General features: G+C 70.7%; 23 protein-coding genes. 12 read left to right on the top strand and 11 right to left on the bottom strand.

The window, feature by feature from the left end:
* Nucleotides 1–62 precede the first annotated feature (62 nt).
* Nucleotides 63–3059: an ABC transporter permease gene (locus C5B96_RS15255; protein WP_104246211.1), complete on the bottom strand. Its 2997-nt coding sequence runs from the start codon at nt 3057–3059 to the stop codon at nt 63–65.
* Between the two features lie 95 nt (nt 3060–3154).
* The gene (locus C5B96_RS15250; RefSeq protein ID WP_104246210.1) at nt 3155–3487 is read right to left on the bottom strand and encodes a hypothetical protein; all 333 of its coding nucleotides are present in this window, start codon (nt 3485–3487) and stop codon (nt 3155–3157) included.
* Nucleotides 3488–3531: 44 nt separating this feature from the next.
* Between C5B96_RS15250 and C5B96_RS15245 the strand changes: the two genes are divergently transcribed.
* Nucleotides 3532–3852 (top strand): ATP-dependent DNA ligase, encoded by a 321-nt coding sequence (locus tag C5B96_RS15245; protein WP_104246209.1) that lies wholly within the window; start codon nt 3532–3534, stop codon nt 3850–3852.
* 45 nt (nt 3853–3897) lie between these two features.
* On the top strand, nt 3898–4383 hold the full coding sequence (locus tag C5B96_RS15240; RefSeq protein ID WP_146078212.1) for a hypothetical protein: 486 nt from the start codon (nt 3898–3900) through the stop codon (nt 4381–4383).
* A gap of 78 nt (nt 4384–4461) precedes the next feature.
* Here the strand turns inward: C5B96_RS15240 and C5B96_RS15235 are convergent, their stop codons facing one another.
* Nucleotides 4462–5145, bottom strand: a complete 684-nt coding sequence (locus tag C5B96_RS15235) for a GntR family transcriptional regulator (RefSeq protein ID WP_104246207.1) — start codon at nt 5143–5145, stop codon at nt 4462–4464.
* A gap of 97 nt (nt 5146–5242) precedes the next feature.
* Here C5B96_RS15235 and C5B96_RS15230 point away from each other — a divergent pair, with 97 nt between their 5' ends.
* The 4 genes from C5B96_RS15230 to C5B96_RS15215 all read left to right on the top strand — a co-directional run bounded on the left by C5B96_RS15230 (nt 5243) and on the right by C5B96_RS15215 (nt 14209).
* Entirely contained in the window at nt 5243–6331 is a 1089-nt protein-coding gene (locus C5B96_RS15230; protein WP_104246221.1) for a mandelate racemase/muconate lactonizing enzyme family protein, read from the top strand.
* A gap of 32 nt (nt 6332–6363) precedes the next feature.
* Nucleotides 6364–7806, top strand: a complete 1443-nt coding sequence (locus C5B96_RS15225) for an MFS transporter (protein WP_146078211.1) — start codon at nt 6364–6366, stop codon at nt 7804–7806.
* Between the two features lie 161 nt (nt 7807–7967).
* The gene (locus C5B96_RS17460) at nt 7968–9293 is read left to right on the top strand and encodes an ROK family transcriptional regulator (protein WP_104246205.1); all 1326 of its coding nucleotides are present in this window, start codon (nt 7968–7970) and stop codon (nt 9291–9293) included.
* Between the two features lie 2 nt (nt 9294–9295).
* Nucleotides 9296–14209, top strand: a complete 4914-nt coding sequence (locus C5B96_RS15215) for a glycoside hydrolase family 3 N-terminal domain-containing protein (protein WP_104246204.1) — start codon at nt 9296–9298, stop codon at nt 14207–14209.
* Nucleotides 14210–14248: 39 nt separating this feature from the next.
* Here C5B96_RS15215 and C5B96_RS15210 read toward each other — a convergent pair whose 3' ends face one another.
* A complete protein-coding gene (locus tag C5B96_RS15210) occupies nt 14249–14662 on the bottom strand; it encodes a VOC family protein (protein WP_104246220.1) in 414 nt (137 codons plus the stop codon).
* Nucleotides 14663–14718: 56 nt separating this feature from the next.
* Here C5B96_RS15210 and C5B96_RS15205 point away from each other — a divergent pair, with 56 nt between their 5' ends.
* The gene (locus C5B96_RS15205; RefSeq protein WP_233189238.1) at nt 14719–15174 is read left to right on the top strand and encodes a luciferase family protein; all 456 of its coding nucleotides are present in this window, start codon (nt 14719–14721) and stop codon (nt 15172–15174) included.
* A gap of 15 nt (nt 15175–15189) precedes the next feature.
* Here C5B96_RS15205 and C5B96_RS15200 read toward each other — a convergent pair whose 3' ends face one another.
* Both C5B96_RS15200 and C5B96_RS15195 read right to left on the bottom strand, forming a co-directional pair.
* Complete coding sequence (locus C5B96_RS15200) at nt 15190–15435, bottom strand: hypothetical protein (protein WP_104246203.1); 246 nt, start codon at nt 15433–15435, stop codon at nt 15190–15192.
* Nucleotides 15436–15539: 104 nt separating this feature from the next.
* On the bottom strand, nt 15540–15929 hold the full coding sequence (locus C5B96_RS15195) for a RidA family protein (RefSeq protein WP_104246202.1): 390 nt from the start codon (nt 15927–15929) through the stop codon (nt 15540–15542).
* 131 nt (nt 15930–16060) lie between these two features.
* Here C5B96_RS15195 and C5B96_RS15190 point away from each other — a divergent pair, with 131 nt between their 5' ends.
* The 4 genes from C5B96_RS15190 (at nt 16061) to C5B96_RS15175 (ending at nt 19165) form a co-directional block, all read left to right on the top strand.
* The gene (locus tag C5B96_RS15190) at nt 16061–17113 is read left to right on the top strand and encodes a PLP-dependent cysteine synthase family protein (protein ID WP_233189237.1); all 1053 of its coding nucleotides are present in this window, start codon (nt 16061–16063) and stop codon (nt 17111–17113) included.
* A gap of 70 nt (nt 17114–17183) precedes the next feature.
* A complete protein-coding gene (locus C5B96_RS15185) occupies nt 17184–17750 on the top strand; it encodes a GNAT family N-acetyltransferase (RefSeq protein WP_104246200.1) in 567 nt (188 codons plus the stop codon).
* 63 nt (nt 17751–17813) lie between these two features.
* Nucleotides 17814–18959 (top strand): inorganic phosphate transporter, encoded by a 1146-nt coding sequence (locus C5B96_RS15180; protein WP_104246199.1) that lies wholly within the window; start codon nt 17814–17816, stop codon nt 18957–18959.
* Nucleotides 18956–19165, top strand: a complete 210-nt coding sequence (locus tag C5B96_RS15175) for a hypothetical protein (protein ID WP_104246198.1) — start codon at nt 18956–18958, stop codon at nt 19163–19165. Before C5B96_RS15180 ends, C5B96_RS15175 begins: the two co-directional genes overlap by 4 nt.
* Here C5B96_RS15175 and C5B96_RS15170 read toward each other — a convergent pair.
* Nucleotides 19140–19487, bottom strand: a complete 348-nt coding sequence (locus C5B96_RS15170) for a helix-turn-helix transcriptional regulator (RefSeq protein ID WP_104246197.1) — start codon at nt 19485–19487, stop codon at nt 19140–19142. The genes C5B96_RS15175 and C5B96_RS15170 overlap by 26 nt on opposite strands.
* A 54-nt stretch (nt 19488–19541) precedes the next feature.
* On the opposite strand from C5B96_RS15170, the gene C5B96_RS15165 reads away from it, so the two are divergent.
* Complete coding sequence (locus tag C5B96_RS15165) at nt 19542–20783, top strand: MFS transporter (protein WP_104246196.1); 1242 nt, start codon at nt 19542–19544, stop codon at nt 20781–20783.
* Here C5B96_RS15165 and C5B96_RS15160 read toward each other — a convergent pair.
* The 4 genes from C5B96_RS15160 to C5B96_RS15145 form a co-directional block, all read right to left on the bottom strand.
* Nucleotides 20721–21158, bottom strand: a complete 438-nt coding sequence (locus C5B96_RS15160) for a DUF3224 domain-containing protein (protein WP_104246195.1) — start codon at nt 21156–21158, stop codon at nt 20721–20723. The two genes, C5B96_RS15165 and C5B96_RS15160, sit on opposite strands and share 63 nt — an antisense overlap.
* 9 nt (nt 21159–21167) lie before the next feature.
* Nucleotides 21168–22925 carry an APC family permease gene (locus tag C5B96_RS15155; protein ID WP_104246218.1) on the bottom strand — a complete coding sequence of 586 codons (1758 nt, stop codon included), beginning with the start codon at nt 22923–22925 and terminating at the stop codon, nt 21168–21170.
* Nucleotides 22926–23021: 96 nt separating this feature from the next.
* A complete protein-coding gene (locus C5B96_RS15150) occupies nt 23022–23723 on the bottom strand; it encodes an SDR family oxidoreductase (protein WP_104246194.1) in 702 nt (233 codons plus the stop codon).
* Nucleotides 23724–23860: 137 nt separating this feature from the next.
* Complete coding sequence (locus tag C5B96_RS15145; RefSeq protein WP_104246193.1) at nt 23861–24511, bottom strand: NADPH-dependent F420 reductase; 651 nt, start codon at nt 24509–24511, stop codon at nt 23861–23863.
* Nucleotides 24512–24673: the final 162 nt, after the last annotated feature.

The raw sequence follows: 24673 nt of genomic DNA, 5'->3' as shown, positions 1-24673 counted from the left end.
CGCGCCGCGCCTCGACCGGTTCGCACGCCTGCTGCGCGCCCGCCCCTCGGGCGCCTGCCCGCTCATCGTCGCACCGCGCTGTCGGTCTGCGAAGACGCCTGGCGCGCCGCCGGTCTCGGCCGGTTGCGGCCCGGCCGTTGCGACCCGGCGGCCTGTCGCTCGACCGCCGCGACGTAGAGCGCCGCGGCAGCGAACAGGCAGGCCGCCAGCGTTCCGAGGGCCAGCGCGACCCCGACCGGGTCGAACGAGACGGCGGCGCCCGCAACCGCTCCGGGCGAGGCGGCCGTTGCGAACGGTCGAATGGCCAGCTGCGCCGCCCCGACTCCCGCCACCAGGCCGGCGAACAGGCCGCAGACGATCAGCACGACGAACTCGGCGGCGCGCTGGTACCCCTGCGAGCGGAGCGTCAGCCCGAGGGCATCGAACACCAGCACCTCGGAGCGCCGCGACCGCAGCAGCACGATCGCCGACGCGATGACGGCGACGAGCGCGAGAAGCACCCCGGCGCCGGCGACGATCCAGAGCACCACCACGGTCGGCTCCCGCAGCGGGGCCGCCGACGCCGACAGCGTGGTGGTCACGGTGCTGCGATGGTGCCCGAGGGGCAGGGCAGACGCGGCGACGGCAGCCGGGTCCAGCGTGCTCACCCACACCTCAGAGGGCGGGATGATCGGATCGCCCGCCTGCAGCATCGCGCGGTCGAGCGTCGGCAGGTCGGCGACGACGGCCCACGGCGAACCGGCCCCCGCGACATCCGGTACCCGCCCGGTGACGACCGCAGACAGTGTGCGTCCCGTCGGGAGAGTCAGCGAGACGGAGGCCCCCGCAGAGAGCCCCAGGCGTTGCAGCAGCGCGTCTGACGCGACGACGGGAAGCGCATCGGGCACCGACGAATCGCTCGGCTGGCTGAACGCGCGGACGAGGGCCTTCGCCGACGAGACGGTGACGGAACGGGTGGGGTCGGCTCCGAGATCGATCGGCAGCGCGCCACCCGCCTGGTCGACGCCGAACACGTTGGTGAGCTGCACCGGCAGATCGTCTCCCGGCGAACCGGCGAGTCGCACATCGAGGGCGAGGAGCCGGAACGGCCGGAGGCCCGGCGGCAGTGCGGCGCTGAGCGTCGTCGCCACCCGCGCCACCGTGTCGACGGCGACCGAACCGAGCTGCACCCGCTGCAGCGCGCCCTGGGCGTCGGCGAACCAGGCGCTCACGGCGACGGTGCCCGGCCGGTCCGCGCCCTGCCCACCCGTTCCGAGCGTGACGCCGACCGACCCGGCGGCGGGGTCGACGAGCCCCGGCGACCCGAGCAGGGAGGGTGCGGCGGCGAGCGGGATGCCCGGAGCCTGCCCGAGCAGGGTGACGGTGTCCCGGCCGACGGTCACCGGTGCGGAGAACGTCGTCGTGGCCTGTTCGACACCCGGCAGTGCCGCATAGACCGGAGACGTGACGGAGGGGGAGTTGTCGACGTCGAAGTCGGGGGCGTCGAGCTGGATGCGCGCATCGGTGCCGACGGTCTCGGCGCGGGTGGCGGTGTCGGTGGCGCTCCAAGTGGAGGCGACGCCGGCGGCGAGCACGGAGCCACCCGAGGCGAGGGCGACCACCAGCACGATCACCGGGAACGAGCTCTGCGGTCGGCCGAGCGACCGGGCGACCTGGAACAGCGGGAACCACGGTCGCTTCCGGGCCGAACCCGCGACGGCGCGCGCGATCGGGGCGACCGCGAGCCCGAGAAGCAGCACGGTGGCCACAAGCACCAGCACGGGTGCGGGTGTGGCGACGGGGTTGAGCCCCTGCGCGCCGCCGTTCGTCAGCAGACCGGACGTGAGCAGCTGCCACAGCGAGAGCAGGGCGACGAGGGCGACGACCACCGCGACCAGGGTGCTGGCGCCGGCTCGCGCCGAGGCGGTGGGGCCGGCTCCGCCCGACGCCGCACGGCCGGCGGCGTAGCCGATCCACAGCGGCAGAAGCGCGACGAGCCCGAGAAGAACGGCGGCTGCGGCGGCGAGGCCGAGCGGCGCGCCGAGGGCGGCCGCGGCATCCCCGCTTCCCCCCAGCGCGACGAAGACCACGCCGGCGAGGGCGATGCCCACCGCACTGCCGAGACCCATCACCACGAAAAGTTCGAGCGCCGAGACCACCGTCAGCTGCGGCCGCGACGCCCCCCGGGCGCGCAGAACGGTCGTCTCGTCGCCCCGCGCCGCGCTCAGCAGCCGCGCAAGCTGGCTGACGCAGATCGCGCCCAGCAGAAGAAGCAGCACCTCGGGCAGAACCGCGATCGCCGAGACGCCGAGGTTCGCCGACAGCACGCGGGAGGCGGTCGCAGACAGGCCGCCGTCGACTGTCAGGTTGCCGCCGTCGACCCCGCCGGCGACCTGCAGGGCGCTCGACAGCGTCGGTGCAGAGGTGCGTGCGGCCAGCGAGGCTAGCTGGCCGGCAGTGAAGCCGGCCGCTGCGGGCACGGCGATCCATTCCGACGTCACGCTCGACGGCAGGGCCCTCAGTGCCGGCTCGGCGATGACGAACGGGCCGGTCGCGGTGTCGTCGAAGCCGCTGATGACGGCCGGGTCGGCGAACCAGAGCGGATCGGCCGGGTTCGTCGCCCGCCAGGTGGCCGCGATCTCGAGCGTCGTCTCGGCTCCCGGGTTGCCGACCCGCACCGTGTCGCCCACGGCGAGCCCCCGTGCCGCTGCGGCATCGGCCTGCAAGGCGGTGGGTACCGCTCCGGTTGCGGCTCCGGATGCCGCGGCCTCCGTCGGCCACGTTCCGGACACCAGTTCGGCGGCACTCTCCAGCCCGGCTATCGACTCGACGATCGCGGGGGTGTCGGCCGAGCCGTCGAGACGGAGATCACCGGAGCGCAGCGTCTGCCGGGAGACGAAACCCCCCGGTGCGAATGCAGCGGCGAAGACCGGGGCGATCGCGGCATCCTGACCCGTGTCGCCGGCGATGAGCGTCGTGCTCACCCGCACCGACTGATCGACCGGCGGTGCCGCGTCGATCATGGTGCGCGCGGCCTCGGCCTGTTGGCGTGCGAGATCGGCGGAACCGAAACCGAGCACCCCCACCGTCAGGGCCGCGACGACGAAGAGCGCGGCGAACAGCGACTGGGCTGCGCGCAGGCGCCTGAACCAGAAAACGGGCGTCTCCCCGGGTTCTACAGGTCGTCGAAGTCTTCGGTGCGGCCGAGCGGCTCAGAGGGGCGCACCACGCCGCCGCCCGTGAGCGCAGCTGTCTCCTTCGCGAACATCTCGATGAGTTCGGGCTCCACGAGCTCCTCGGCGTCGCTCGGCTCGGTCTCGGACACGAGCTGGCTCGCCGGGCCGATGAGGAAGTTCGCACGGCCGAGCGACCCGTCGTCATGGCGGCAGGGAATGTCGACCGTGGCCGACGACTCCGTGCTCGCCAGCGCGCCGGCGTATTCCAGAAGCGCACGCGCGATCTCAGTTCCCGTGAGAACCGAGCCACCGGCATAGTGGATTCTTTCCATGCGTCATTTCTACCCCACATCACCGGCCTGTTATTCTCAGCCCCATGGGTAATCTCATCTACGGACCTGCGGCCAAGTCCATCTCCATCGACGACCGCGATCTGGCCCACCTGCAGGTGGTCATTCTCGCCAAGCTCCGGCGCGGCGAGAGCTTCGCGTTCAGCTGGGATCGGTCCAGTGATTTCGGCAGCGGCCACAACACGGTGTGGATCAACCCGACGATGTACATCGAGTTCAGCTTCTTCGGGTCGAAGAAGATCCCGATGAACCGGGCGTGGGTCGACGCCCTGATGAGACGCGCGAACAGCAACGCCGGACTCGAGCTCGTCTCCGAACGTGACAGTGAACTGGCTCAGAGGGCCTGACCCTCTCTGCCCCGTGAATCAAGTACGCCGAAGGAAGAGATACCTGTGACGATGTACGACGAAGAAACGGAAACCGGCCCGATCGCTCGTCTGGACGAACGGTTCCGGGCCGAGACCACCTGGGCCGCCGGCACCCGGAGCTCGGAGCCCGACTGGTACCACCGGCTCCTCTCTGCCCTGGTGCTCGTGATCGGCGACAGCGACATCCGTTACCTCAGCGTCAACTACGCGCTCTCGGGTGACGAGGGGCTGTTCTCCACCGACGTGGTCGTGCTCACCGACGAGATCGTCGCCTACGCGACCTTCGAGGGGGAGAAGGGCGCCGAGGTGACGAACGCCAGTGTCACCGGCCTGCCCCGCCGCGCCCTGACCAGCTTCGGCGTCGCGGTCTCCGACGACGGCACCCTCGCGATCAGCGTCTCGTACCCCGACTTCGCCCGCAGCCTGCCGCTCGGCGCCTCCGACTGGCCGCACCGCGAGAGCGAGACCATCAACCTGATCGACTGCCTGCGCCAGGACCTGGTGGCCTGACCGCCCTGCCCGGCGCGGACCCGTCTGCGCGGACGGGCCCGCCTGCGCGGCCGCGCCCGTCGACCTCGGCTGGCCGGGTCAGGCGTCGCGGGAGGACATGCGGGCGTAGGAGGCCTCGATGTGGTGGCGCATGGCCGCCTCCGCCGCTGTGGGGTCGCCGGCGCGCAGGGCGTCTGCGATGGCGCGGTGCTCGTCGGAGGTCTCGGCGGCGATGCCGTGGTGGAAGTACAGCCGGTAGAGGTGCATGTGCGAGCGCAGCCGCACGACGGCGTCGCTCAGCAGCTCGTTGCCCGAGCGGGCCGCGATGAGGTGGTGGAACCGGGCATCCCGCTCGGCGAACGCGCGGTATCCTTCGTAGCGCTCGTCGTCGGGAAGGCTCGAGTCGACGCCGCCGTCGAGGTCGCCCTGCAGGTCGTCGAGTTCGCCCCAGCCTGCGGCCGGTGTCGCCGTTGCGGCGAGGCGGGCGGCGACCGGTTCGAGCAGCAGCCGCATGTCGAAGAGGTGGCGGAGCCCCTCTGCATCGAGCAGTTCGGCGGCACGGTAGCCCTTGCCGGCCTCTTTGGTGATGAGGCCCTCCGACTCGAGCCGCGCCAGGGCCTCGCGCACGGGTGTCGGCGACACGAGCAGCTGCCGGGAGACCCCCTCAATGCTCACACGAGAGCCCGGCTGCACGGCCCGATCCATCAGCAGGGTGAGCACCGCGTCATAGACATCGTCGACCAGCGCCCGGCGCGGGGGCAGCAATGGCGATCCGATCGACATGACCCAATTCTAGGGTCCTTGCCAACCGGCCACATATCTATAGGATATTTCATATAGACACGAGCGGCGACGGCGCCGCATGCACCCGAGGACGATGATGACCCGAATTACCGCAGCGACCGTGGCGCTCGTCGACCTCGAGGTCGAGACGGAGCGCACGGATGCCACGCAGAGCTTCGTGAAGCAGGAGACGATCCTCGTGACGATCGCCACAGACGAGGGCCTCACCGGAACCGGCTACTCCTACACGATCGGCACCGGCGGTCGCTCGGTCACCGCACTGTTGCGCGAATCGCTGCTCCCGCTGCTCATCGGCCGCGACTCCCGAGACATCGAAGCGCTCTGGCGGCTCGCCCACGACGCGACGCACGCGACCACTGTCGGCCCCCTCACGAGCCTCGCGCTGGCCGCGATCGACACGGCCCTCTGGGACCTGAAGTGCCTGCGCGCCTCACAGCCGCTCTGGCGGATGGCCGGGGGAGCGAGCGCCTCTGTTCCGCTCTACGACACCGAGAACGGCTGGCTGCACCTGCCGACCGACGAGCTCGTCGCCGGTGCGATCGCAGCGAAGAACAACGGCTGGGGCGGCACGAAGATCAAGGTCGGCAAGCCGAGTGCGGCCGAAGACGTGGCCCGGCTCCGGGCGGTGCGGGATGCCGTCGGCCCCTCATTCGACGTGATGACCGATGCCAACCAGGCCCTGACCGCTGCCGAGGCGATCCGCCGCGCGAGGGCGTTCGAGGGGCTCGACCTGTTCTGGTTCGAGGAGCCGCTGCCCGCCGACGACGTCAGCGGTCACGTGCGGCTCGCCGAGGCGACGCCGATACCGGTCGCCGTGGGGGAGTCGCTTTACAGCGTGGGCCAGTTCCGCGACTACCTGCACCGCGGTGCCGCCTCCATCGTTCAACCCGACGTCGCCCGCATCGGCGGCATCACCCCGTGGCTGAAGGTCGCGCACCTGGCCGAGGCCTACAACGTCGATGTGTGCCCGCACTTCCTGATGGAGCTGCACGTCAGCCTCGTCGCGGCGGTGCCGAACGGGCGGTACGTCGAGTTCATCCCGCAGCTGCGGGCGATCACCCGCGGCGAGATCGCGATCTCGGCGGGTCGGGCCGAAGCCCCCGACGTCGCCGGCCTCGGCATCGACTGGAACCTCGACGCGCTCGACGACAGACGCGTCGAGTAGCACCCTCCCACCCCGTCGGCCAGACTCATCGCGTGCCGACAGACGCCCACCACCCCAAGGACAGGACAACGATGTCGACAACTGCACCCTCGCCCGCCGCGGCGAAGACGAACACCTCCTTCGGGGTCGGCGCCGCCGCGCTGATCGGCTCCGCGCTCGAGTGGTACGACTTCTACCTCTACGGCACCGCCGCTGCGCTGGTCTTCAACAAGATCATCTTCGTGAACACGGATGCCACGATCGCCACGCTCGCCGCCTTCGCGACGTTCGCGCTCGGCTACATCATCCGGCCGCTCGGCGGTCTGATCTTCGGCCGCATGGGCGACGTGCTTGGGCGCAAGCGCGTGCTCATCATCACTCTGCTCGTCATGGGCGGGGCGACCATCCTGATGGGGCTGCTGCCGACCTATGCGCAGGTGGGGGCATGGGCGCCCATCCTGCTCATTCTGCTGCGACTCGTGCAGGGGATCGGCGCGGGCGCCGAGTTCGGTGGCGCGGCCATCTTCGCGGTCGAGAACGCGAAGCCGAGACGGCGGGGCCTGCACGGCGCGTGGCCCTCGGCCGGCGTCTACCTCGGGCTGCTGCTCGCGTCGGCGGTGTTCTCCATCGTGACGACGCTGCCCGAAGACCAGTTCCTCGCCTGGGGCTGGCGCATCCCGTTCCTCTCCAGCATCGTCGTCATCGTCGTGGCGCTGGTCATCCGGCTGCGCCTGAACGAGACGCCGGTGTTCGTCGAACTGCAGAAGGCCGAGGGTGCAGGAGCCGGGGCCGGCGCGGGGGTCGGTGCCGGAGCGGGTTCGGCGTCGAAGGCGAGCCCGATCCGCGAGGTCTTCGCGCACGAGAAGCGCGGGATGCTCGTGCTCGTGCTCGCGCAGACACCGCAGAACGTGGTGTCGTCGATCAACCTCGCGTTCATCACCGCCTTCATCGTCGGCAACCTGCACCTCGCGAACTCGGTCGGGCCGCTCGCCACCACCGTCGGAACGGCCATCACGATGCTGGTGCTGCCGCTGTTCGGCCTGCTCTCCGACCGCATCGGCCGACGGCTGGTCATCATCGCGGGAATGGTGTTCTCGGCCCTGTTCGCGTTTCCGTACTTCTGGCTCATCGAGGGTGGGCGGGCTCCGCTCCCCATCACGATGGCGATCATCCTGAGCCTCGGTATCGGCATCGGGGCCATGTTCGGGCCGCAGGCCGCCTACTTCGCGGAACTCTTCACCGGCGGGGCGCGTTTCACCGGGCTCGCCTTCGCGCGGGAGCTCGCCGGCGCGCTCACGGCCGGAACGACGCCGCTGGTCGCGGTCGCCCTCGTGGCTGCGGCCGGGGGAGCGACCTGGCTCGTGTCGCTGTACATCGTGCTCGCCTGCATCATCGGCATCGTGGCCGTCATGCTCGGCGGCGAGACGCGCGGTCGTCGCCTCGGCGCTCTCACCGTGCCCGAACTGAAGGCCTCCACCGGCTCCTTCGCCGACTGACGCCCCGCCCCCCTCCTCCTCTCGAGTGCACCGGGGGAGTGGGGCCGTGGGGGTTTCTGTGTGTTTCAATAGGATGGCGCCGGGAGCCCCGTTCGGGGGTGGCCGGGGCGGTGCCCGCAGCGAGGCGGGCGCGGTACGTCGGTCATCGAAGGGGATGCACGGTGACGGTTGCAGCGGCGGGCGGTTCGGCCCGGGACCGGTCAGGGCACGAGTGGTCGGGGCACGGTGGTGCCCACCACGGTGGGGCCCATCACGGTGGGGCCCATCACGGGAGCGCAGGGCACGGCGACCACCTCGAGTTCATCCGGCGGGCGGGGCAGACGACGCGCAAGGCGATCGCTGAGCACACCGGCCTGTCGCGGAGCGTCGTGGCCCAGGCGGTGGCCGAGCTGATCGCGCAGGGGCTCGTGGTCGAGCGTCGGCTGGTCGAGCGCCGGCTGGTCGAGGGGGCGCAGGCGCGGGTCGGGGCAGCGGCCGGCGGCGCGCTGCGGGCACGGCGCGGTCGCCCGACATCGGTGCTCGAGCTCGCCCGGCAGCGCGGAGTGGTGCTCGCCTGCGACATCGGGCACCGGCACATCACAGTCGCCACCTGCGACCTGCAGGGCCGCATCCTGGCCGAACAGCGCGTCGACTTCCCGGTCGACGACGGCGCCGCGGCGACGTTCCGCGAGGTGCACGCCCGGGTCGCCGGCTCGCTCGCGGCGGCCGGGGCATCCGCAGCCGACGTTCTCGCGTTCGGAGTCTCGTTCCCGTACCCCGTCGTGCGGGCGACCGGCGCCGTGCGCGCGCCGGCGGCGCTCGCGGGCTGGCAGGGAGTGAACGTCGCCGAAGCGCGGCCCGCGGGTATCGCCGGCCCGATCGTCCACGACAACGATGCGAACTTCGGGGCGTGGGGCGAACGGATGCACGGGGCCTCGCCCGACCTCGACAACCTGCTCTACGTGAAGCTCAGCGACGGCATCGGGGCGGGGCTGATCGTCGACGGCGTGCTGCTCTCGGGCGCCCGCGGCATCGGCGGCGAGATGGGGCACCTGCAGGTCGACCCGAACGGGCCCCTCTGCCGCTGCGGTCGCCGGGGCTGCCTCGAGACCGTCGTCGCCGAGAGCCTGCCCGACCTCTACAGCGCGGGAACGCGGGTCGGCCACGCCATCGCCCAGCTGTGCGCGTTCATCGACCCCGAGGTGGTGGTGCTCGGCGGTCGCCTGGGGGCCGCCAGTGCTCCGCTGGTCGAGGGTGTGCGCGAGGCGTTCGCCGAGTGGATGCCGGGCGGCACCGCGAGCGGCGTCGACGTGCGCCCGGCCTCCCTCGGGGCCCGCTCCGAGCTGCTGGGCATCATCGACCGCACCCTGACGGCGGCCTGGGCATCCGGAGCCGTCGGCAGAACCGGCACGGCGACGGCCGACCCGTTTTCGTCCTGTCGCCGGACTAATTCCCGCGCTGTACTTGACATTCCGTTCGACGCTGAACGGCTTGTTGTGAAGGAGTGACTGTGCCCGCTCTCGGCCAGGGGTCAACTGCCCACCGTTCCACCCGTTCTCCCCTCCCGATGCGCCGCCGCCCCGTGCGCAGCCTGCTCGCCGCCGGCCTCGCCACCGTGCTGGTGGGAGCCGCGCTGGTCGTCGGCCAGACCGCGAGCGCGGCCGAGCCCGACCTCGCCCTGAGCGGAACCACCACGGCGTCGGCCTCGCAGAACGACAAAGACGGCAACTTTCCCGCCTCGAATGCCACCGACGGTGACGACGCGACCCGCTGGGCGAGCGGCAACGGCCCCGACTCCGACACCACCTTCACCGCGTCGCTGACCAGCGACCTCGGTTCGGTCGCCACCGTGACCGGCGTCAGCATCACCTGGGAGGCCGCCTTCGCCGCCGCCTACGACGTGCAGGTCGCGTTGGCGAACCCCGACGACGAATCGAGCTGGAGCACGGCCGCGAGCGAGACCGCCGGCGTCGGCGGCACCGAGCAGGTCGTCTTCGACACGGCTGTGGATGCCCGTTACGTGCGATTGGCGATGCTGAAGCGCACCGCCGCCACGTGGGAGGCACCGATTCTGCACTACTACGGCTACTCGGTGTACACCTTCGCCGTGCACGGATCGGTGGCCGTTCCGTCTGCGGGGTTCGAGACGCAGGCCGTCTCGGTCGGTGCAGGCAGCGACGCCACGGTGAACGTCACCCTGAACAGCGCCGCGGGTGCCGACCAGAGCGTGCACGTGACCAGCGCCGACGACACCGCGGTCGCGGGCACCGACTACACCGCTGTCGATGAGACCGTCACGATCCCGGCGGGGCGGACCTCCGCGGCCGTCACCGTTCCGACCGTTTCGCACGGCGCCCTCGCGCCGGTGCGCACCTTCACACTGAAGCTCTCCGACCCGACCGACGGCATCACGATCGGCGCGCGGGACTCCGCTGTCGTCACCCTCCGCCCCACCGGTGACCTGCCGAATGACGGGCCGAGCACCGTTCTTCAGGGTTTCGAGTCCGGCGTGCCGGCCGACTACTCCACCTGGGCCAGCCAGGACGGCCTGAAGCCGGTGCTGACGACCACCGTCGACGACACCATTCCGGGTGCCCCGACCGACAACCACGTGCTGGTCGCGACCGTCACCGGTGAGCCGACCGCCGCCGACTGGTTCGGCTTCACGAACGACACCGCGGCCCAGGACTGGTCGGCTTCCGACGGGTTCAGCTTCTGGTTCAGGGGCACCGGCAGTGGTAAGACGCTCGGCTACGAGGTGAAGTCGAACGGCCAGCTCTTCGACCGGAGCGTCGTCGACGACTCCGCCGGCTGGCGCCAGATCAGCGTGCTGTTCACCGACCTGCGTCTGAAGGGCAACGCCTCCGACCCCGCACGGTTCGACCCCGCGGCATCCACCGGCTTCGCCGTCACCCTCACCGGCCTCGGCGCCGGAACGTTCGCCTTCGACGACTTCGCCACCTTCGAGCGGGTCACCACGCTGCAGGACTTCCAGGGCGACGTACCGATCGGTTCGTCGACGAACCCCGTCGGCTTCTTCACGTGGGGCTCGGCCGAGAACCTGGCGACGATGGCTGTCACCAGCCAGGAGCGCGCCGACGTGCCCGGCAACAAGGTGCTCTCGGGTACCTACCTCATCCCGGCCGGCGGCTACGCGGGCATCAGCGACAACCTCGCCTCGTCGCAGGACTGGAGTTCCTACCAGGGCCTGCGGTTCTGGTGGTACGCCTCGCAGGCGTCGAACCCCGCCTCGCCGACCGCCGGTGACGACATCAAGGTCGAGCTGAAAGACGGCGGGCCCGACGGTGAGCACTCCGAGCTCTGGTCGACCACCTTCAAAGACAACTGGGGCAGCTCGACGAGCCGCTGGAAACTGGTCGAACTGCCGTTCAGCGCCTTCACGATCGGCGCCTACCAGCCCGGCACCGCCGAGACGCAGAACGGCACCCTCGACCTGACGAGCGCGTGGGGCTTCGCGATCACCTTCGCACCGGGCAAGCCGACGACCACCGGCTGGGCCATCGACGATGCTGCGATCTACGGCACCCCGCAGCAGGCGGCGAACCTCACCGTGTCGACGTCGAAAGACGTGTACCTGCTGAACCCGGGCGACACGGCCCAGGTCGGTGTGACCGTGGCGACCTCGAACGGCGACCCGCTCGCCGCCGACGTCACTGTCGACTACAGCCCGGGCACGGGAACCGCCGAGGTCGGCACCCACGTCGCCGACTTCCGGGGGTCGTTGACCTTCCCCGCCGGAACCGCGTCGGGTGAGACGAAGACGTTCGACGTCAGTGCGCTCGCCGCTGCGACCGGGGGCGACCAGGCTCGCAGCATCCCGATCACGCTCGATGCCGACGGCGCCCAGCTGCCGGCATCCGCACCGCGCGTGGTCGTGAACGCGCACGGCCTGCCCTACCTCGACTCGTCGCTGCCGATCGCGACCCGCGTCGACGATCTGATGAGCCGGATGAGCCTCGCAGAGAAGGTCGGCCAGATGGCGCAGGCCGAGCGGCTGGGCCTCACCTCGCCGTCGCAGATCGCCGACCTCGGGCTCGGCTCGATCCTGTCGGGCGGCGGCTCGACCCCCGCAGAGAACACGCCCGAAGCGTGGGCCGACATGATCGACGGCTTCCAGCAGCAGGCGCTTTCGACCTCGCTGCAGATTCCGCTGCTCTACGGCGCTGACGCGGTGCACGGGCACAGCAACGTGCTCGACGCCACGATCTTTCCGCACAACATCGGTCTCGGCGCGACGCGCGACCCCGCCCTCATCCAGAAGCTGGCGGAGGACACGGCGGTCGAGACCAAGGTGACCGGCGTCAACTGGGCGTTCGCACCCTGCCTGTGCGTCGGCCGCGACGAGCGCTGGGGCCGTACCTACGAGACGTTCGGTGAAGACCCGGCTCTCGTGACGAGCTTCTCGGCCGCCAACGTGGTCGGGCTGCAGGGCTCCGACCCGGCCGACAAGTCGGGCCCCGACAAGGTGCTCGCGACCGCGAAGCACTGGGTCGGTGACGGCGGAACGAGCTACGACCCGTCGAAGGTCGGCAACGGGTACCCGATCGACCAGGGGCTGACCGTCTCGCCGTCGATGGAGCAGTTCACCACGACGTTCGTCGCTCCCTACCTGCCGGCGATCGCCGCGGGTGTCGGCAGCATCATGCCGTCGTACTCCGGCGTCGACATCGCCGGCTCCGGCGACATCCGCATGCACGAGAACACTGCGCTGAACACGACGCTGCTGAAGCAGCAGCTCGGCTTCAACGGGTTCCTCATCAGCGACTGGGAGGGCATCGACAAGCTGCCGGGCGGAACCTACGAGGAGAAGGCCGTGCGTTCGGTCAACTCGGGCCTCGATATGGCGATGGCGCCGTACAACTTCGGCGCCTTCATCGCGGGCATCACCGATGCGGTCACGACGACGCACACGGTCGAGCAGAGCCGCGTCGACGATGCGGTGAAGCGCATCCTGACCCAGAAGTTCGAGCTCGGTCTGTTCGAGCATCCGTTCACCGACCGCAGCACGGCCGCCGACTTCGGGTCGGCCGCGCACCGCGCAGACGCCCGCCGGGCCGCCGCGGAGTCGCAGGTGCTGCTGAAGAACGACGGTGTGCTGCCGCTCGCCCGTGACGCCCGGGTGTACGTCGCCGGTTCGAACGCCGACGACCTCGGCAACCAAATGGGTGGCTGGACGATCTCGTGGCAGGGCGCATCCGGCCCCACGGCGACGGAGGGGACCAGCATTCTGGCCGGTATGAAGGAGGTGGCGCCGGATGCGACGATCACCTACTCGAAAGACGCCTCGGCCCCGATGGCCGGCAGTGACGTCGGTGTCGTCGTCGTCGGCGAGACGCCCTACGCAGAAGGCCAGGGCGATGTCGGCAACAACGGCCACAGCCTGTCGCTGACCGATGCCGACCGTTCGTCGATCGATGCGGTGTGCGGGGCGATGAAGTGCGTCGTGCTCGTCGTCGCCGGTCGCACTCAGCTCGTCACCGACAAGCTGGGCGAGGTCTCGGGGCTCGTCGCGTCGTTCCTGCCAGGAAGCGAAGGCGCCGGCGTCGCCGACACCCTGTTCGGCGACGTGCCGTTCACGGGTCGCCTGCCGCTGACCTGGCCGGCTTCCGCAGAGCAGGTGCCGATCAACGTGGGCGACGCGGCCTATCAGCCGCTGTTCGCCTACGGCTGGGGTGAGCGCACCGATGTTCCGCGCACGCGTCTCGAGGCTCTGTCGGCGTCGCTGCCGGCCGGTTCGGGCGCGCAGACGGCTCTGGATGCCCTTCTCTCCGCTCCCGTCTGGAGTGGTTCGGGTACTGTGCTCGACACACCCGCCGCTCGGTCGACCGCATCGCAGCTCGCCGCCGAGGCCGCTGCGCTCCTCTCCGGAACGGATGCCGCGACCCTCGCCGCGGCCGACACGCTGGTGTCGGTCGTCCGCGATCTCGCCCAGGCGGCTGTCGTGGCGGGCACGGCGGTGACCGGTGACACGTCGTCGGCGGTCACGGCGGATGCGGAGCACGCGCTGCTCGGCGGCCAGTCGGTGACGGCGGTGAAGCTGCTGGCGTCGGTCTTCGGCGTCGTGGTGCAGGACCCGACGACGGGTGGCGGGGGCGACGGGCCGGGGACGCCCGGGGATCCCGGGACGCCCGGCGATCCCGGTACGCCCGGTACGCCTGGCACCCCGGGTACGCCTGGCACGCCCGGCACCCCGGGTGCGCCCGGCACGCCCGGCGACGGATCGGGTGGCGCCGGCGGATCGGGCTCTGGATCGGGCTCAGGGTCGGGTGACGGCTCGGGCGGCGACCTCGCGAACACGGGAAGCCAGGCTGCGCTCGGCGCGCTCGCCGGCCTCCTGCTCGCGGCCGCGGGGGCGGGGCTCATCGTCTCGCGTCGCCGTCGCAGCCACACCGGCACGCGCTGACCAGCACGCCTGGGCCCCTCCCGTCACACGGAGAGGGGCTCAGGTGGCGGCGGCGAGTTCTGCGGGGGAGCGCAGGATGCAGAACTCGTTGCCCTCGGGGTCGGCCAGCACGACCCAGCCGGTGCCCGGACCGTACTTTCCGCGCAGATCCGCCACCTGCGTCGCACCGTGGGCGAGCAGCGCCTCGACCTCTGCGCTCTGCGGCCGCTCCCGCGGGCGGAGGTCGAAGTGGATGCGGTTCTTACCGGCGCGGAGCTTCGCTTCGGCGGCATCCGGAGTCTCGATGAAGAGCACGGCGTGGCCGCTCTCGGGGTCGCGGATCATGCACTCCTCGTCGCCCGGCTCTTTCGGGTCGTCGTCGAGGTCGACGTAGCCCAGAACCCCCTTCCACCAGGTGGAGAGGGTGTAGGCGTCGGAGCAGTCGATGCTCGTGTGGGAGACGAAAGCGGTCATGCCGAACACCCTCCTCCTCTTCGCCCGCCGTCGCAAACGGGCGCTACCGTGGAGGCATGCTGCTGCCCGCTCGCCCCGGAACCCGCCCGCTCGTCAGCACGGAGGGCCCGCAGACCCAGCTCACCGAGCGGTCGAGCCCGGCTCTCTGGGGCCGGCTCGTCGCGCGCACCTTCGCCCTCGACGGCGTGGTCGAGGGGCACAGCCAGGTCTCGCCGCCTTCGTCTCGCGCGGTCTTCTTCGTCGACCCGCTCGTCGAGCTCGCCGCAGAGACGTCTCTCGCCCCCGGGCAGCGGCTCGAGCCCGTGCATCTGCACGGGGTGCACGACACGAGCATCCACCTCTGCCTGCCCGCCGCCCGCGGCGCCGAGGTGGTGGCGGCGGGGTGGGGTGAGCCGCACCAGTACGAAGACTTCGGCACGGAGTTCCTGCTCTACGGCCCGCGCGACGAGCGGGAACTGGATGTCGCGATCGGGCTGATCGCCGAGAGCCTCGCCTTCGCGCGCGGCGCCTGACCCAGCGCTACGGGCTCAGCGCAGCGCGTGCTGCGCGAGGAAGGTGGCGGCGCGCAGTGTGAGGCGCGGTTCGGCCCGGCGGAGGAGCGCCACCGCCACGAGCGGGTCTGCTGTGCTCTGACCGAGCACCTCGCGCGCCCATTGCAGCGCGGGCACCGGGGGCTGGCCGGATTCCGGGAGGTCGCCACCGAACAGCTCCTGGAGCCGCCGGCGGGGGTCTTCGCGGTCGCCGAAGATCTTGGCGAGGGGTGTCGACTGCATGGTACCGAGCCTAGAAGACCGGTCGCCCGGGCGCATCCGTCGCGCGGGGGAGCCGCGGCATCCCGCCCGCGACTTCGCTCCCCGACCTCGCCCCGCGACCTCGCTCAGGCCGGCACGGTCGCCACGGCCTCCACCTCGACGAGCGCCCCGGGGCGCGCGGGGTTCACGGCGAGCACCGTGACGGCCGTGCGGTGCCGGCCCCAGACCGACTGGCTGGCGGCGAACGCGGCCCCCGCGTCGACACCGACCGCGAGGTGGATCGTGAGCTTCGCGACGTACTCGGGGCCCGAGCCCGCCTCCGAAAGAACGGCCAGCACGTTGCGAATCGCCAGGGCGACCTGCGCCTCGAGCCCGTCGACGAGAGCGCCGTTCTCGTCGACGCCGTTCTGGCCGCCGACGAACAGTAGGCGGCCCTCCGGCACGATCATGCCCTGCGCGAAGGCGGGGCTGCGGTAGAGCTGGGGCGGGTCGACGGCGATCGGTGTGCTGGTCACGGCGGTGTGCCCTTCTGCTCTGGTTGCCCTCCATCATGCCGACCCGCGCTCGCACGCGGAAGCCCTCGGCGGGTGCGGTACTGGGATACTGGCTGCAGCCGCCCCGACCGACCCGAGAGACGAGCCCGCCCGTGACACCGAACCGCCGCTGGATCACCGAGGCCCTGCGCGAGCTGAAGGCCGACTCCACCCGCAGCGCCGACACCCACCTGCTGCGCTTCCCCCTGCCGGCCCACTGGGGAGTCGACCTGTACGTCAAAGACGAGTCGTCGCATCCGACCGGCTCACTGAAGCACCGCCTCGCCAAGTCGCTGTTCATCTACGGTCTGGTGGGCGGCCGCATCGGGCCCGACACGACCGTGGTCGAGGCGTCGAGCGGCTCGACGGCCGTCTCTGAGGCGTATTTCGCACGCATGCTGGGGCTCGACTTCGTCGCGGTGATGGCCGCCTCGACGAGCCGCCGCAAGATCCAGCTGATCGAGGGCTACGGCGGCCGGTGCGTGCTGGTCGCGACGGCGGGCGAGGTGTACGCAGAGGCAGAGCGCATCGCCCGGGACTCCGGCGGGTACTACCTCGACCAGTTCACGAACGCAGCGGTCGCGACCGACTGGCGCGGCAACAACAACATCGCGTGCTCGATCTTCGAGCAGCTGGCGCTGGAGCGGCATCCGGAGCCCGCCTGGATCGTCTCCGGCGCCGGCACGGGCGGCACGACGGCGACCATCGCCCGGTACGCGCGCTATGCGGGGGTCGCGACGCGCGTCGCGGTGGGCGACCCCGAGGGCTCGGTCTTCGAGGAGGCGTGGCGCACGGGGCGAACGGATGTCACGGGCAGGGGTTCGCGCATCGAGGGCATCGGGCGGCCGCGGGTCGAACTCTCGTTCCTGCCGTCGGTGCTCGACCGGGTGCAGACGGTTCCGGATGCCGCGTCCATCGCCGCGATGACCGTGGTCGCCGAGACGCTGGGGCGGGCGCCCGGGCCGTCGACGGGCACGAACCTGGTCGTCGCCCTCGATCTCGCCGAGGAGATGGTGGCGCGGGGGGAGCAGGGCAGCATCGTCACGCTGCTCTGCGACGGGGGTGACCGGTACACCGACACCTACTACGACCCCACCTGGCTGGCGGCGCAGGGCTTCGAGGTGGCGGCGCCGCTCGAGAGCCTGCGCGCGCGCCTCGCGGGCTGACGCGAGGCACCCGCGGCGGTGGCGGCAGCGGCGCCCTAGGCTGGAGTCTCACCGACGGAGGGACCACGACGTGCAGCACCAGATCCACCTCGCCGGTCACGGCATCCGGCTCGAACCGGTCTCGGCCTCGCACGCCGCGGCGCTGCACCCCCTGACCGACGACGACCTTTGGGCGGGCATGAGCACGCCACGGCCGGTGGATGCCGCCGCCTACGCCGCACACATCGAGGCTCAGCTGCGGGAGCCGAGCACGATGGCCTTCGTGGTGCTCGGCGACGACGGAACCGTTCGCGGCACGACCAGCTTCTACGACTTCTCACCGGCCCAGCGCCGGGTCGAGATCGGCAGCACCTGGTACGGCCGGGCGTTCTGGGGTGGGCGCACCAACCCCGCCGCCAAGCGGCTGCTGTTCGGGCACGCCTTCGAGACGCTCGGCCTCGCACGGGTGGCCCTGCGCTGCGATGCCCGCAACACCCGCAGCGCAGCTGCCATCCAGCGCCTCGGCGCCGTTCCCGAGGGGGTGCTGCGTTCGCACCGTTCCTCGCCCGATGGCAGCCGCGGCGACACCGCCTACTTCTCGGTGCTCGAGGCCGAGTGGCCGTCGGTGCGTGAGGGGCTGGATGCCCGGCTGGCCTGACCGGGAGTAGGCTCGGTCTGCTCGTCTGTGCTCCGGCGGGTTCCCCGGAACGGATGGGTCAGCATGGACGTCGTCGTCATCGTCGTGCTCGTGGTCGGGCTGGCGCTGCTGTTCGACTTCACGAACGGGTTCCACGACACCGCCAATGCCATGGCGACGCCGATCGCCACCGGCGCCCTGAAGCCGAAGGTCGCCGTCGGGCTGGCCGCGATCCTGAACCTGGTCGGCGCGTTCCTCAGCACAGAGGTGGCGAAGACCATCTCGGGCGGGCTCATCCGCGAGGGGCCGGGCGGCGTGCAGATCACGCCGACGCTCATTCTGTGCGGGCTGATCGGCGCGATCGTCTGGAACCTGATCACGTGGCTGCGCGGGTTGCCGTCATCGTCGAGCCACGCGCTCTTCGGCGGCCTGATCGGTGCCGCGGTGGTCGGCGCCGGCTTCGGCTCGATCGACGGCGGGGTTCTCGTCTCGAAGATCCTCGTTCCCGCCGTGCTCGCCCCCATCACGGCAGGTGCCGTCTCGTACCTCGCGACCCGCATCGCCTACAAGGTCACGCGCAAGCGCGAGCGCGACACCTTCAAGCGCGGGCAGATCTTCACCTCATCGCTCGTCTCGCTTGCGCACGGTACGAACGACGCCCAGAAGACGATGGGGGTCATCACGCTGGTTCTGATCGCCGCCGGCTTCCAGGGCGGGGGATCCGGCCCGGAGCTCTGGGTCATCGGCGCGTGTGCGCTCGCGATCGCCCTGGGTACGTACTCGGGTGGCTGGCGCATCATCAAGACGCTCGGCCGGGACATCACCGACATCGAACCGGCGCAGGGTTTCGCCGCCGAGTCGGCGACGACGGCGACGATCCTCGCCTCGACGCACCTCGGGTTCGCACTGTCGACGACACAGGTCGCCTCGGGGTCGGTCATCGGCACCGGACTCGGCCGGAAGGGTGCCACCGTCAAGTGGAGCACTGCCGGCAAGATCGCGATCGGTTGGCTCATCACGATTCCGGCGTCGGCCGTCGTCGCCGGGGTTGCGGCCCTGGTCGCCGGCCTCGGCCCGGTGGGTGTGATCGTCGACGTGGTGGTTGCGCTCGCGGTGATCCTCGGTATCTTCCTGTGGTCGCGGCGCTCCGAGGCCCGCAACTCGTTCCACCAGCCGGAGCCCGGCCAGTTCGTCAACCCGAAGAAGCGCAAACGGAAGGCCAGAGCATGACCATCGACTGGCTCGCGTTCGTCGAGGTCGTCGCCGTCGCCCTCGTGTCGGCCTGTTTCATCGTCACGACGTTCGCCCTCGCCCTCCGGCTCGGCGACGGAACGGCACCCTGGCGTCGCCCGGTGTCGGTGGCGCTCTACGCGGTGTGTGCGCTCGCCGCCCTGTTCGGTGTGTACCTCATCATTCCGGCGCTGCACGGCGGCTGACGTCGGCGACCGCCGCCTCGGAGGTGAGCGACGCGATCAGGCCGGGGAACCGCGCCTCGAGTTCGCCTGTGCGGAGTGCGATGCAGTGGTTGCGCCCCGTGATGTCGACGGTGGTGAGCCCGGCCTCGCGCAGGGTCTTGAAGTGGTGCGAGAGGGTGGACTTTTGAATGTCGAGGCCGAACTCCTCGACGTTGCAGGCATGGTATTCGCCGTCGGCCAGCACCTGCACGATTCTGACCCGCCCGGGGTCGGAGAGGGCTCGCAGGATGCCCGTCAGCCGGATGTCGTCGGCGTCGGGTTGCGGAAACGAAGAGTCGGGCATCCGAAGTCCTCCAAATAGTTCGACGTTCGTCAAACCTTCTGTTACCTTATCGGTATGACGAACATCGAACAATCGTACTCCTCGCGGAGCTTTGACGGCCGGCTCCTGCTTCTCGCCGTCGGCCTCTTCATCGTGGGCACGAACGCCTTCGTCATCGCGGGGCTGCTGCCGGCCATCGCGAAGACCCTCGGTGTGAGTGCCGGCGACGTCAGCTACTCGATCACCTTCTACGCCGTCGTGGTGGCCGTCGCGGCCCCGGCGGTCGCCATTCTGCTGCCCCGCCTCTCCCGCACGACCCTCATGTCGGGCGGGCTGGCGCTGATCGCGGTCGGAACCGTGCTGGCCGCCGCATCGACCACCCTGCCCGCCTTCACGGTCGGGCGGGTGCTCGCCGCGCTCGGCGGCGCGGCGCTCGTTCCCGCGGCGACAGCGGCCGCAGCTGCCGTCTCGACGCCGGCTCGGCGGGGCCGTGCCATCGCGTTCGTCTCGCTGGGGTTCACGGCGGCAACCGCCCTCGGCTCACCGCTCGGCACAGCGCTCGGCTCGGCCGGCGGGTGGCAACTGCCGCTGTACATCCTCGCGGCGACCGCCGCCGTGCTCGCCGTTGCGATCGCCCTCGTGGTGCGCGGCATCCCGGTCGGCGGGCAGGTGACGCTGCGGGCGCGGTTCGCCCCGCTGGCCGACCACCGCATCCTCTTCGCCCTCGGGGCCACCCTCTTCATGACGGCCGGGTTCAATGTCGTCTACATCTTCAGTTCGTCGATCACCGCGGGCGCGACGGGTGGCAACGGTGGGCTGCTCGCCGTTCTGCTCCTGCTCTACGGGCTCGGTGGCACGCTCGGGAACCTGGTCGCCGGCGCGGTGACCGACCGGCTCGGCAGTCGCCGCACGGCGTCTATCGCGCTGGTGGTGCACACGCTGGTGCTCGTGGCGCTTCCGGTGATCGACGCGAACTACATCACGACCGCGATCGTGTTCGTGCTCTGGGGTTTCGCTGCGTTCGCGGCCGTGCCCGCGGTGCAGCACCGGATGATCGCGGTCGACCCCGAGCGGTCGGGCCTGACGCTCTCGTGGTACACAACCGCGATGTATGCCGGTATCGGCATGGCTCCACCCCTCGGTGCGGCATCGCTCGCGCTCGGTGGCGCCCAGCTGGTTCCGTGGGCCGGAGCCGTGGTGGTGGTGATCGCGCTGGCGCTGTTCCTGCTCGGCTACCGGGCGCGTACGCGAGGCCTAGCCGAGCGTGAAGACGAAAAAGGCGCCGGCGGCGTCGTGCTCGATGCGCGCGGCGCCTGAGAGGCCCGCGAAGTCGCCGGTGCCCGTTCCCGGGACGATGTAGCCGAACGCCGACGGGTCGTCGGGATGCTGCAACGCCCCGTGGTGCACCGTGAACGAGCCCGTACGCCCGTCGGCGAGGGTGCCCGTGATGCGCTCGGCCGCGAGGTAGCCGCGCCCCGCCTCCTCGGTTCCCGAGGAGAGGAACTCGGCCACGCTCTCGCCCACGAGGCCCTCGGTGTACGTCTTCCGCATGACGATGGCGCCCAGCCATTCTGTGTCGCCGTCGAGCCCGGGCAGGGCCTGGGGCTCCCAGCCCGTCACCGTGAAACGGGCGGTGATGAGGGTGGGGGTCGGCTGTGCTGGCGCGCCGGTCGCGTCGGGTAAGTCGGTCATGCGGTCAGCCTAGGGCGCGGGGTCGGTCGGCGCAGCCCCCTTGGCCTTCTTGCGGCTCGTCTTCCTCCGGTACTTCTCGCCTGTCTCGAGGTCGACGGCGATGAGGCCGGTGGGCAGGTTCGAGAGGTCGCGGGCGATGACGGTGGTCTCTTCGGAGTCGGGCAGACGGATGCCCGAGGGGTAGTGTTCGCCGGCCAGGATCAGGTCGCTGCGCCGTTCGAGCGTCTGCCCCTTGAAGAAGGCGGGGCTCCGCCAGCGCACGATCAGCATCAGGATCACGCCGAGCACCAGCGACCCCACGCCGACGACGGCGACTGCGCCGATGCCGAAGATCGTCACGTTCTCGTCGTTCTCGTCGGTCAGCCAGTCGGGCAGGGCGTACTGGATGAGGCCGAAGACGAAGACCGCGGTGAGCATCAGCCCACCGAGCAACGGGATCACTCCGCGCATCACGAAATCCCGGAAGGTCGCCGTGAGCGTGTGCCGGTAGTACCACACGCAGGCGAAGCCGGTGAGCCCGTAGTAGAAGGCGATGAGCAGGCCGACGGAGCCGATCAGGGCACTCAGCAGTGTCGGCGAGATGAGGGTGAAGAGCAGGTAGAAGGCGGCCGAGATGATGCCCATGCCGACCGTCGACCAGGTGGGGGTGAGGAATTTCGGGTGGATCTTCGCGAAGTTCGCCGGCACCGCCTTGTAGACGGCCATCGAGAGCGAGGTGCGTGCGGTCGGCAGAATGGTCGTCTGCGTCGACGCCGAAGCAGACGTCAGAATCGAGACGTAGAGCAGCGCGAGCATCACCCCGCCGATCGCCGAGTCGCCGAAGAGGTCGGGGCCGATCGCGCTGAACACGTCGTCGGCGTTCTCGGGGTTGCCGAGGCCGACCCCGTCGGTGCCGACGCCCGCGAAGGCGATGGTGGCGACGGCCACGAGGGCGTACGTCACGAGCAGGAGCACGGTCGAGATCACCGCCGCGCGGCCGGGGGTGCGGCCCGGGTCGTCGCTCTCCTCATTGACAGCGACGGCCGTGTCCCAGCCCCAGTAGATGAAGACCGCGGTGAGGATGGCCGGGGCGATCACCGTGCCGAAGTCGAGGTCGAACGGGAGGAACCACGAGATGTCGGGTGTGAGCGAGTAGCTCTCTGCGGTTCCGGTGTACACCTTCACGAGGGCGAAGACGGCGAACACGACCAGGATCACGACCTCGATGCCGAGGAGGGCGTACTGCAGCCGGGCAGACACCTCGATGCCCCGGTAACAGATCCACGTCATGATCGCGATCCAGGCGAGACCGGCCACGGTCGACCAGAGAACGTCACCTGCGAGGGCGCTGATGTCGTCGTTGCCGAACAGCTTTCCCACCAGGGTGTACGAGTACGAGCCGGCGATCTGGGCGAGGTTCGCCATCACGATCACATCGGCGGCGATGATGCCCCAGCCGCCCATCCAGCCGGTCTTCGGGCCGAACGCCCGCGCCGCCCAGGTGAAGGTCGTGCCGCAGTCGGGCTCGGCCTTGTTGAGCTCCTGGTACGCCACGGCGATGAAGTACATTGGTACGAACGCCAGCAGAATGATGCCCGGCGCCTTCACCCCGGCGAGCAGTGAACCGCCCGAAGCGACGATGAAGCCCAGGCTGGCGGCCAGGGAGTACGCGGGCGCGGTCGAGGCGATGCCGACCACCACGCTGCCGACGAGCCCGAGCGCACCGCCCTTCAGCCCCTTGCTCTCGACGTCTGTGCTCTGGCCTCGTCGTGCAGGGGCTGTGGTCATGCGGGCACCGCTCTCGTTCGACGTCACTCCCTGTCGGAGTGGCCGGGATAGAGAGACAGTAGTGCCCCGGGGGTGCCCTCCGCCAGAGCCGCCCTGTTACGGTTTCGGGGCGACAGTGAAAGCGGAGCTCGGCAGGTCTTTCTCGTCGTCGACGATGGCTGCGACGATACGTTCGGCCACCGCGTCGGGGTCGAGGCCCGCGGGGAATGCGGGTGCGACGCCGGCGAGCGGATGCTGCGACAGGGCGGTCTCGGTGTGGCCCGGCCGGGCATCCAGAACCCGGATGCCCGAGCGACGCAGTTCGCGCGACGCCGCACGCATGAACGCCGCGAGCCCTGCCTTGGAGGCGGAGTACGCCGCCATCCCGGCGGTGGGCGACTCGGCGACGATGCCGCTGATCGTGACGATGAAGGGTGCGCGGCCAGCCGCGGCAGAATCGGTCAGCCGGGGAACGGCCCCGCGGATGAGCCGGATCGGGGCGGTCGTGTTGACCGCGAAGAGGGCGTCGAGGGTGTCATCGCCGAGCCCGTCGATTGGGCCGAAGGCGACCGCGCCCGCTGCGACGACGACACCGTCGAGGTGGGCGGGATGCGCCTGGGCGGCAGCGGCGAGAAGCGCGTCGGCGGCTCCCGGTGCGGCGAGGTCGGCGAGGTACGCGTCGGGGCCCGAGAGCGTTTCGGGGTTGCGGGCGGCCCGCACGACCGTCGCGCCGCGGTTCTGCAGGAGGCGGCAGATACGTTCACCGAGGCCTCCGGAGGCGCCCAGCACGAGCACGACCGCCCCATTGAGATTCGTCATGCTGCGAGCCTAACCCGCAGAAGAAGAAGAGCCCGGGGCCGGAGGCGTGCGCCCCGTCGGCCCCGGGCATCCATTCTGTGCTCGGCCAGGCTCGGCTGCGCTCTGCTGCGCTCTGCTCTGCCTGCTGAGACCTGGGGTCAGGCCGTCGCGGTCGCGCGCTCGGCCTTGGCGAGGTTCTCGACCAGCTCGTGCTTGTTCTGGCGCACGACGTACGCGGGCTGGTCGCGCTCGACGCGCCAGCTCTCCGAGAGCGGTCCGACGTTGACGGTGTCGAAGCCGAGCTCGTCGTAGAGCTTGTTCACGAGCTCAGCGGCCTCTTCGAAGTCGCTCGAGGTGGCGAGGGCGCGGCGGTTCTCGGTGCCGGCAGGGGTGCCGTCGGTCGTGATGTCCTTCGCCATGATGTGGTTGAAGCCCTTGGCGACCTTGCTGTCGACCAGGTGGCGCTGCAGCATGCTCGAGACGGTGTCGAGACCGTTGTCGAGGGCGGGGATCTGGCCGTCGCGCTCGAAGTAGTAGTTGTTGGTGTCGATCACGATCTTGCCGGCGAGGGGGGCGACGGGCACCGACTCGTAGGCCTTCAGCGGCACGGTTACGACGGCGAAGTCGCCTGCCTCCGCGGCCTCTTCAGCGGTCGCTGCGCGCGCCTTCGGGCCGAGGTCGGCCACGAGGTCTGCGAGGGTCTCCGGCCCGCGGGAGTTGCTGATCACGATGTCGTAACCGGCCGCGATCGCTGCGCGCGCAACCTGGCTGCCGATGTTTCCTGCTCCGATGATTCCGATAGTTGTCATGCGAGAGCCAACCGCCGGGCGGGTGGTGCGTATTCCCGGGTGCGGTGCCTTCCCAGGGCGCGCGTTGCGTGGTGCGGGGTGGTGGGCGCGTGGCCCGCACCTCGGCGAGTTCGAGGTCGTCGCCGTCGATGCGCCCGGAGTACTGCCAGCGCCGCAGGAGGT

The organism is Subtercola sp. Z020 (genome assembly GCF_002931235.1).
In the GTDB taxonomy this organism is placed as follows: Bacteria; Actinomycetota; Actinomycetes; order Actinomycetales; family Microbacteriaceae; genus Subtercola.
This window is presented reverse-complemented; position numbering and strand designations above follow the sequence as displayed.

Bases quoted from the DNA above. Each gene is read 5' to 3' on its own strand.
- C5B96_RS15250 (WP_104246210.1), bottom strand. From the start codon at position 3,487: ATGGAAAGAATCCACTATGCCGGTGGCTCGGTTCTCACGGGAACTGAG.
- C5B96_RS15245 (WP_104246209.1), top strand. From the start codon at position 3,532: ATGGGTAATCTCATCTACGGACCTGCGGCCAAGTCCATCTCCATCGAC.
- C5B96_RS15235 (WP_104246207.1), bottom strand. From the start codon at position 5,145: ATGTCGATCGGATCGCCATTGCTGCCCCCGCGCCGGGCGCTGGTCGAC.
- C5B96_RS15230 (WP_104246221.1), top strand. From the start codon at position 5,243: ATGACCCGAATTACCGCAGCGACCGTGGCGCTCGTCGACCTCGAGGTC.
- C5B96_RS15210 (WP_104246220.1), bottom strand. From the start codon at position 14,662: ATGACCGCTTTCGTCTCCCACACGAGCATCGACTGCTCCGACGCCTAC.
- C5B96_RS15205 (WP_233189238.1), top strand. From the start codon at position 14,719: ATGCTGCTGCCCGCTCGCCCCGGAACCCGCCCGCTCGTCAGCACGGAG.
- C5B96_RS15200 (WP_104246203.1), bottom strand. From the start codon at position 15,435: ATGCAGTCGACACCCCTCGCCAAGATCTTCGGCGACCGCGAAGACCCC.
- C5B96_RS15180 (WP_104246199.1), top strand. From the start codon at position 17,814: ATGGACGTCGTCGTCATCGTCGTGCTCGTGGTCGGGCTGGCGCTGCTG.
- C5B96_RS15175 (WP_104246198.1), top strand. From the start codon at position 18,956: ATGACCATCGACTGGCTCGCGTTCGTCGAGGTCGTCGCCGTCGCCCTC.
- C5B96_RS15170 (WP_104246197.1), bottom strand. From the start codon at position 19,487: ATGCCCGACTCTTCGTTTCCGCAACCCGACGCCGACGACATCCGGCTG.
- C5B96_RS15165 (WP_104246196.1), top strand. From the start codon at position 19,542: ATGACGAACATCGAACAATCGTACTCCTCGCGGAGCTTTGACGGCCGG.
- C5B96_RS15160 (WP_104246195.1), bottom strand. From the start codon at position 21,158: ATGACCGACTTACCCGACGCGACCGGCGCGCCAGCACAGCCGACCCCC.
- C5B96_RS15155 (WP_104246218.1), bottom strand. From the start codon at position 22,925: ATGACCACAGCCCCTGCACGACGAGGCCAGAGCACAGACGTCGAGAGC.
- C5B96_RS15150 (WP_104246194.1), bottom strand. From the start codon at position 23,723: ATGACGAATCTCAATGGGGCGGTCGTGCTCGTGCTGGGCGCCTCCGGA.
- C5B96_RS15145 (WP_104246193.1), bottom strand. From the start codon at position 24,511: ATGACAACTATCGGAATCATCGGAGCAGGAAACATCGGCAGCCAGGTT.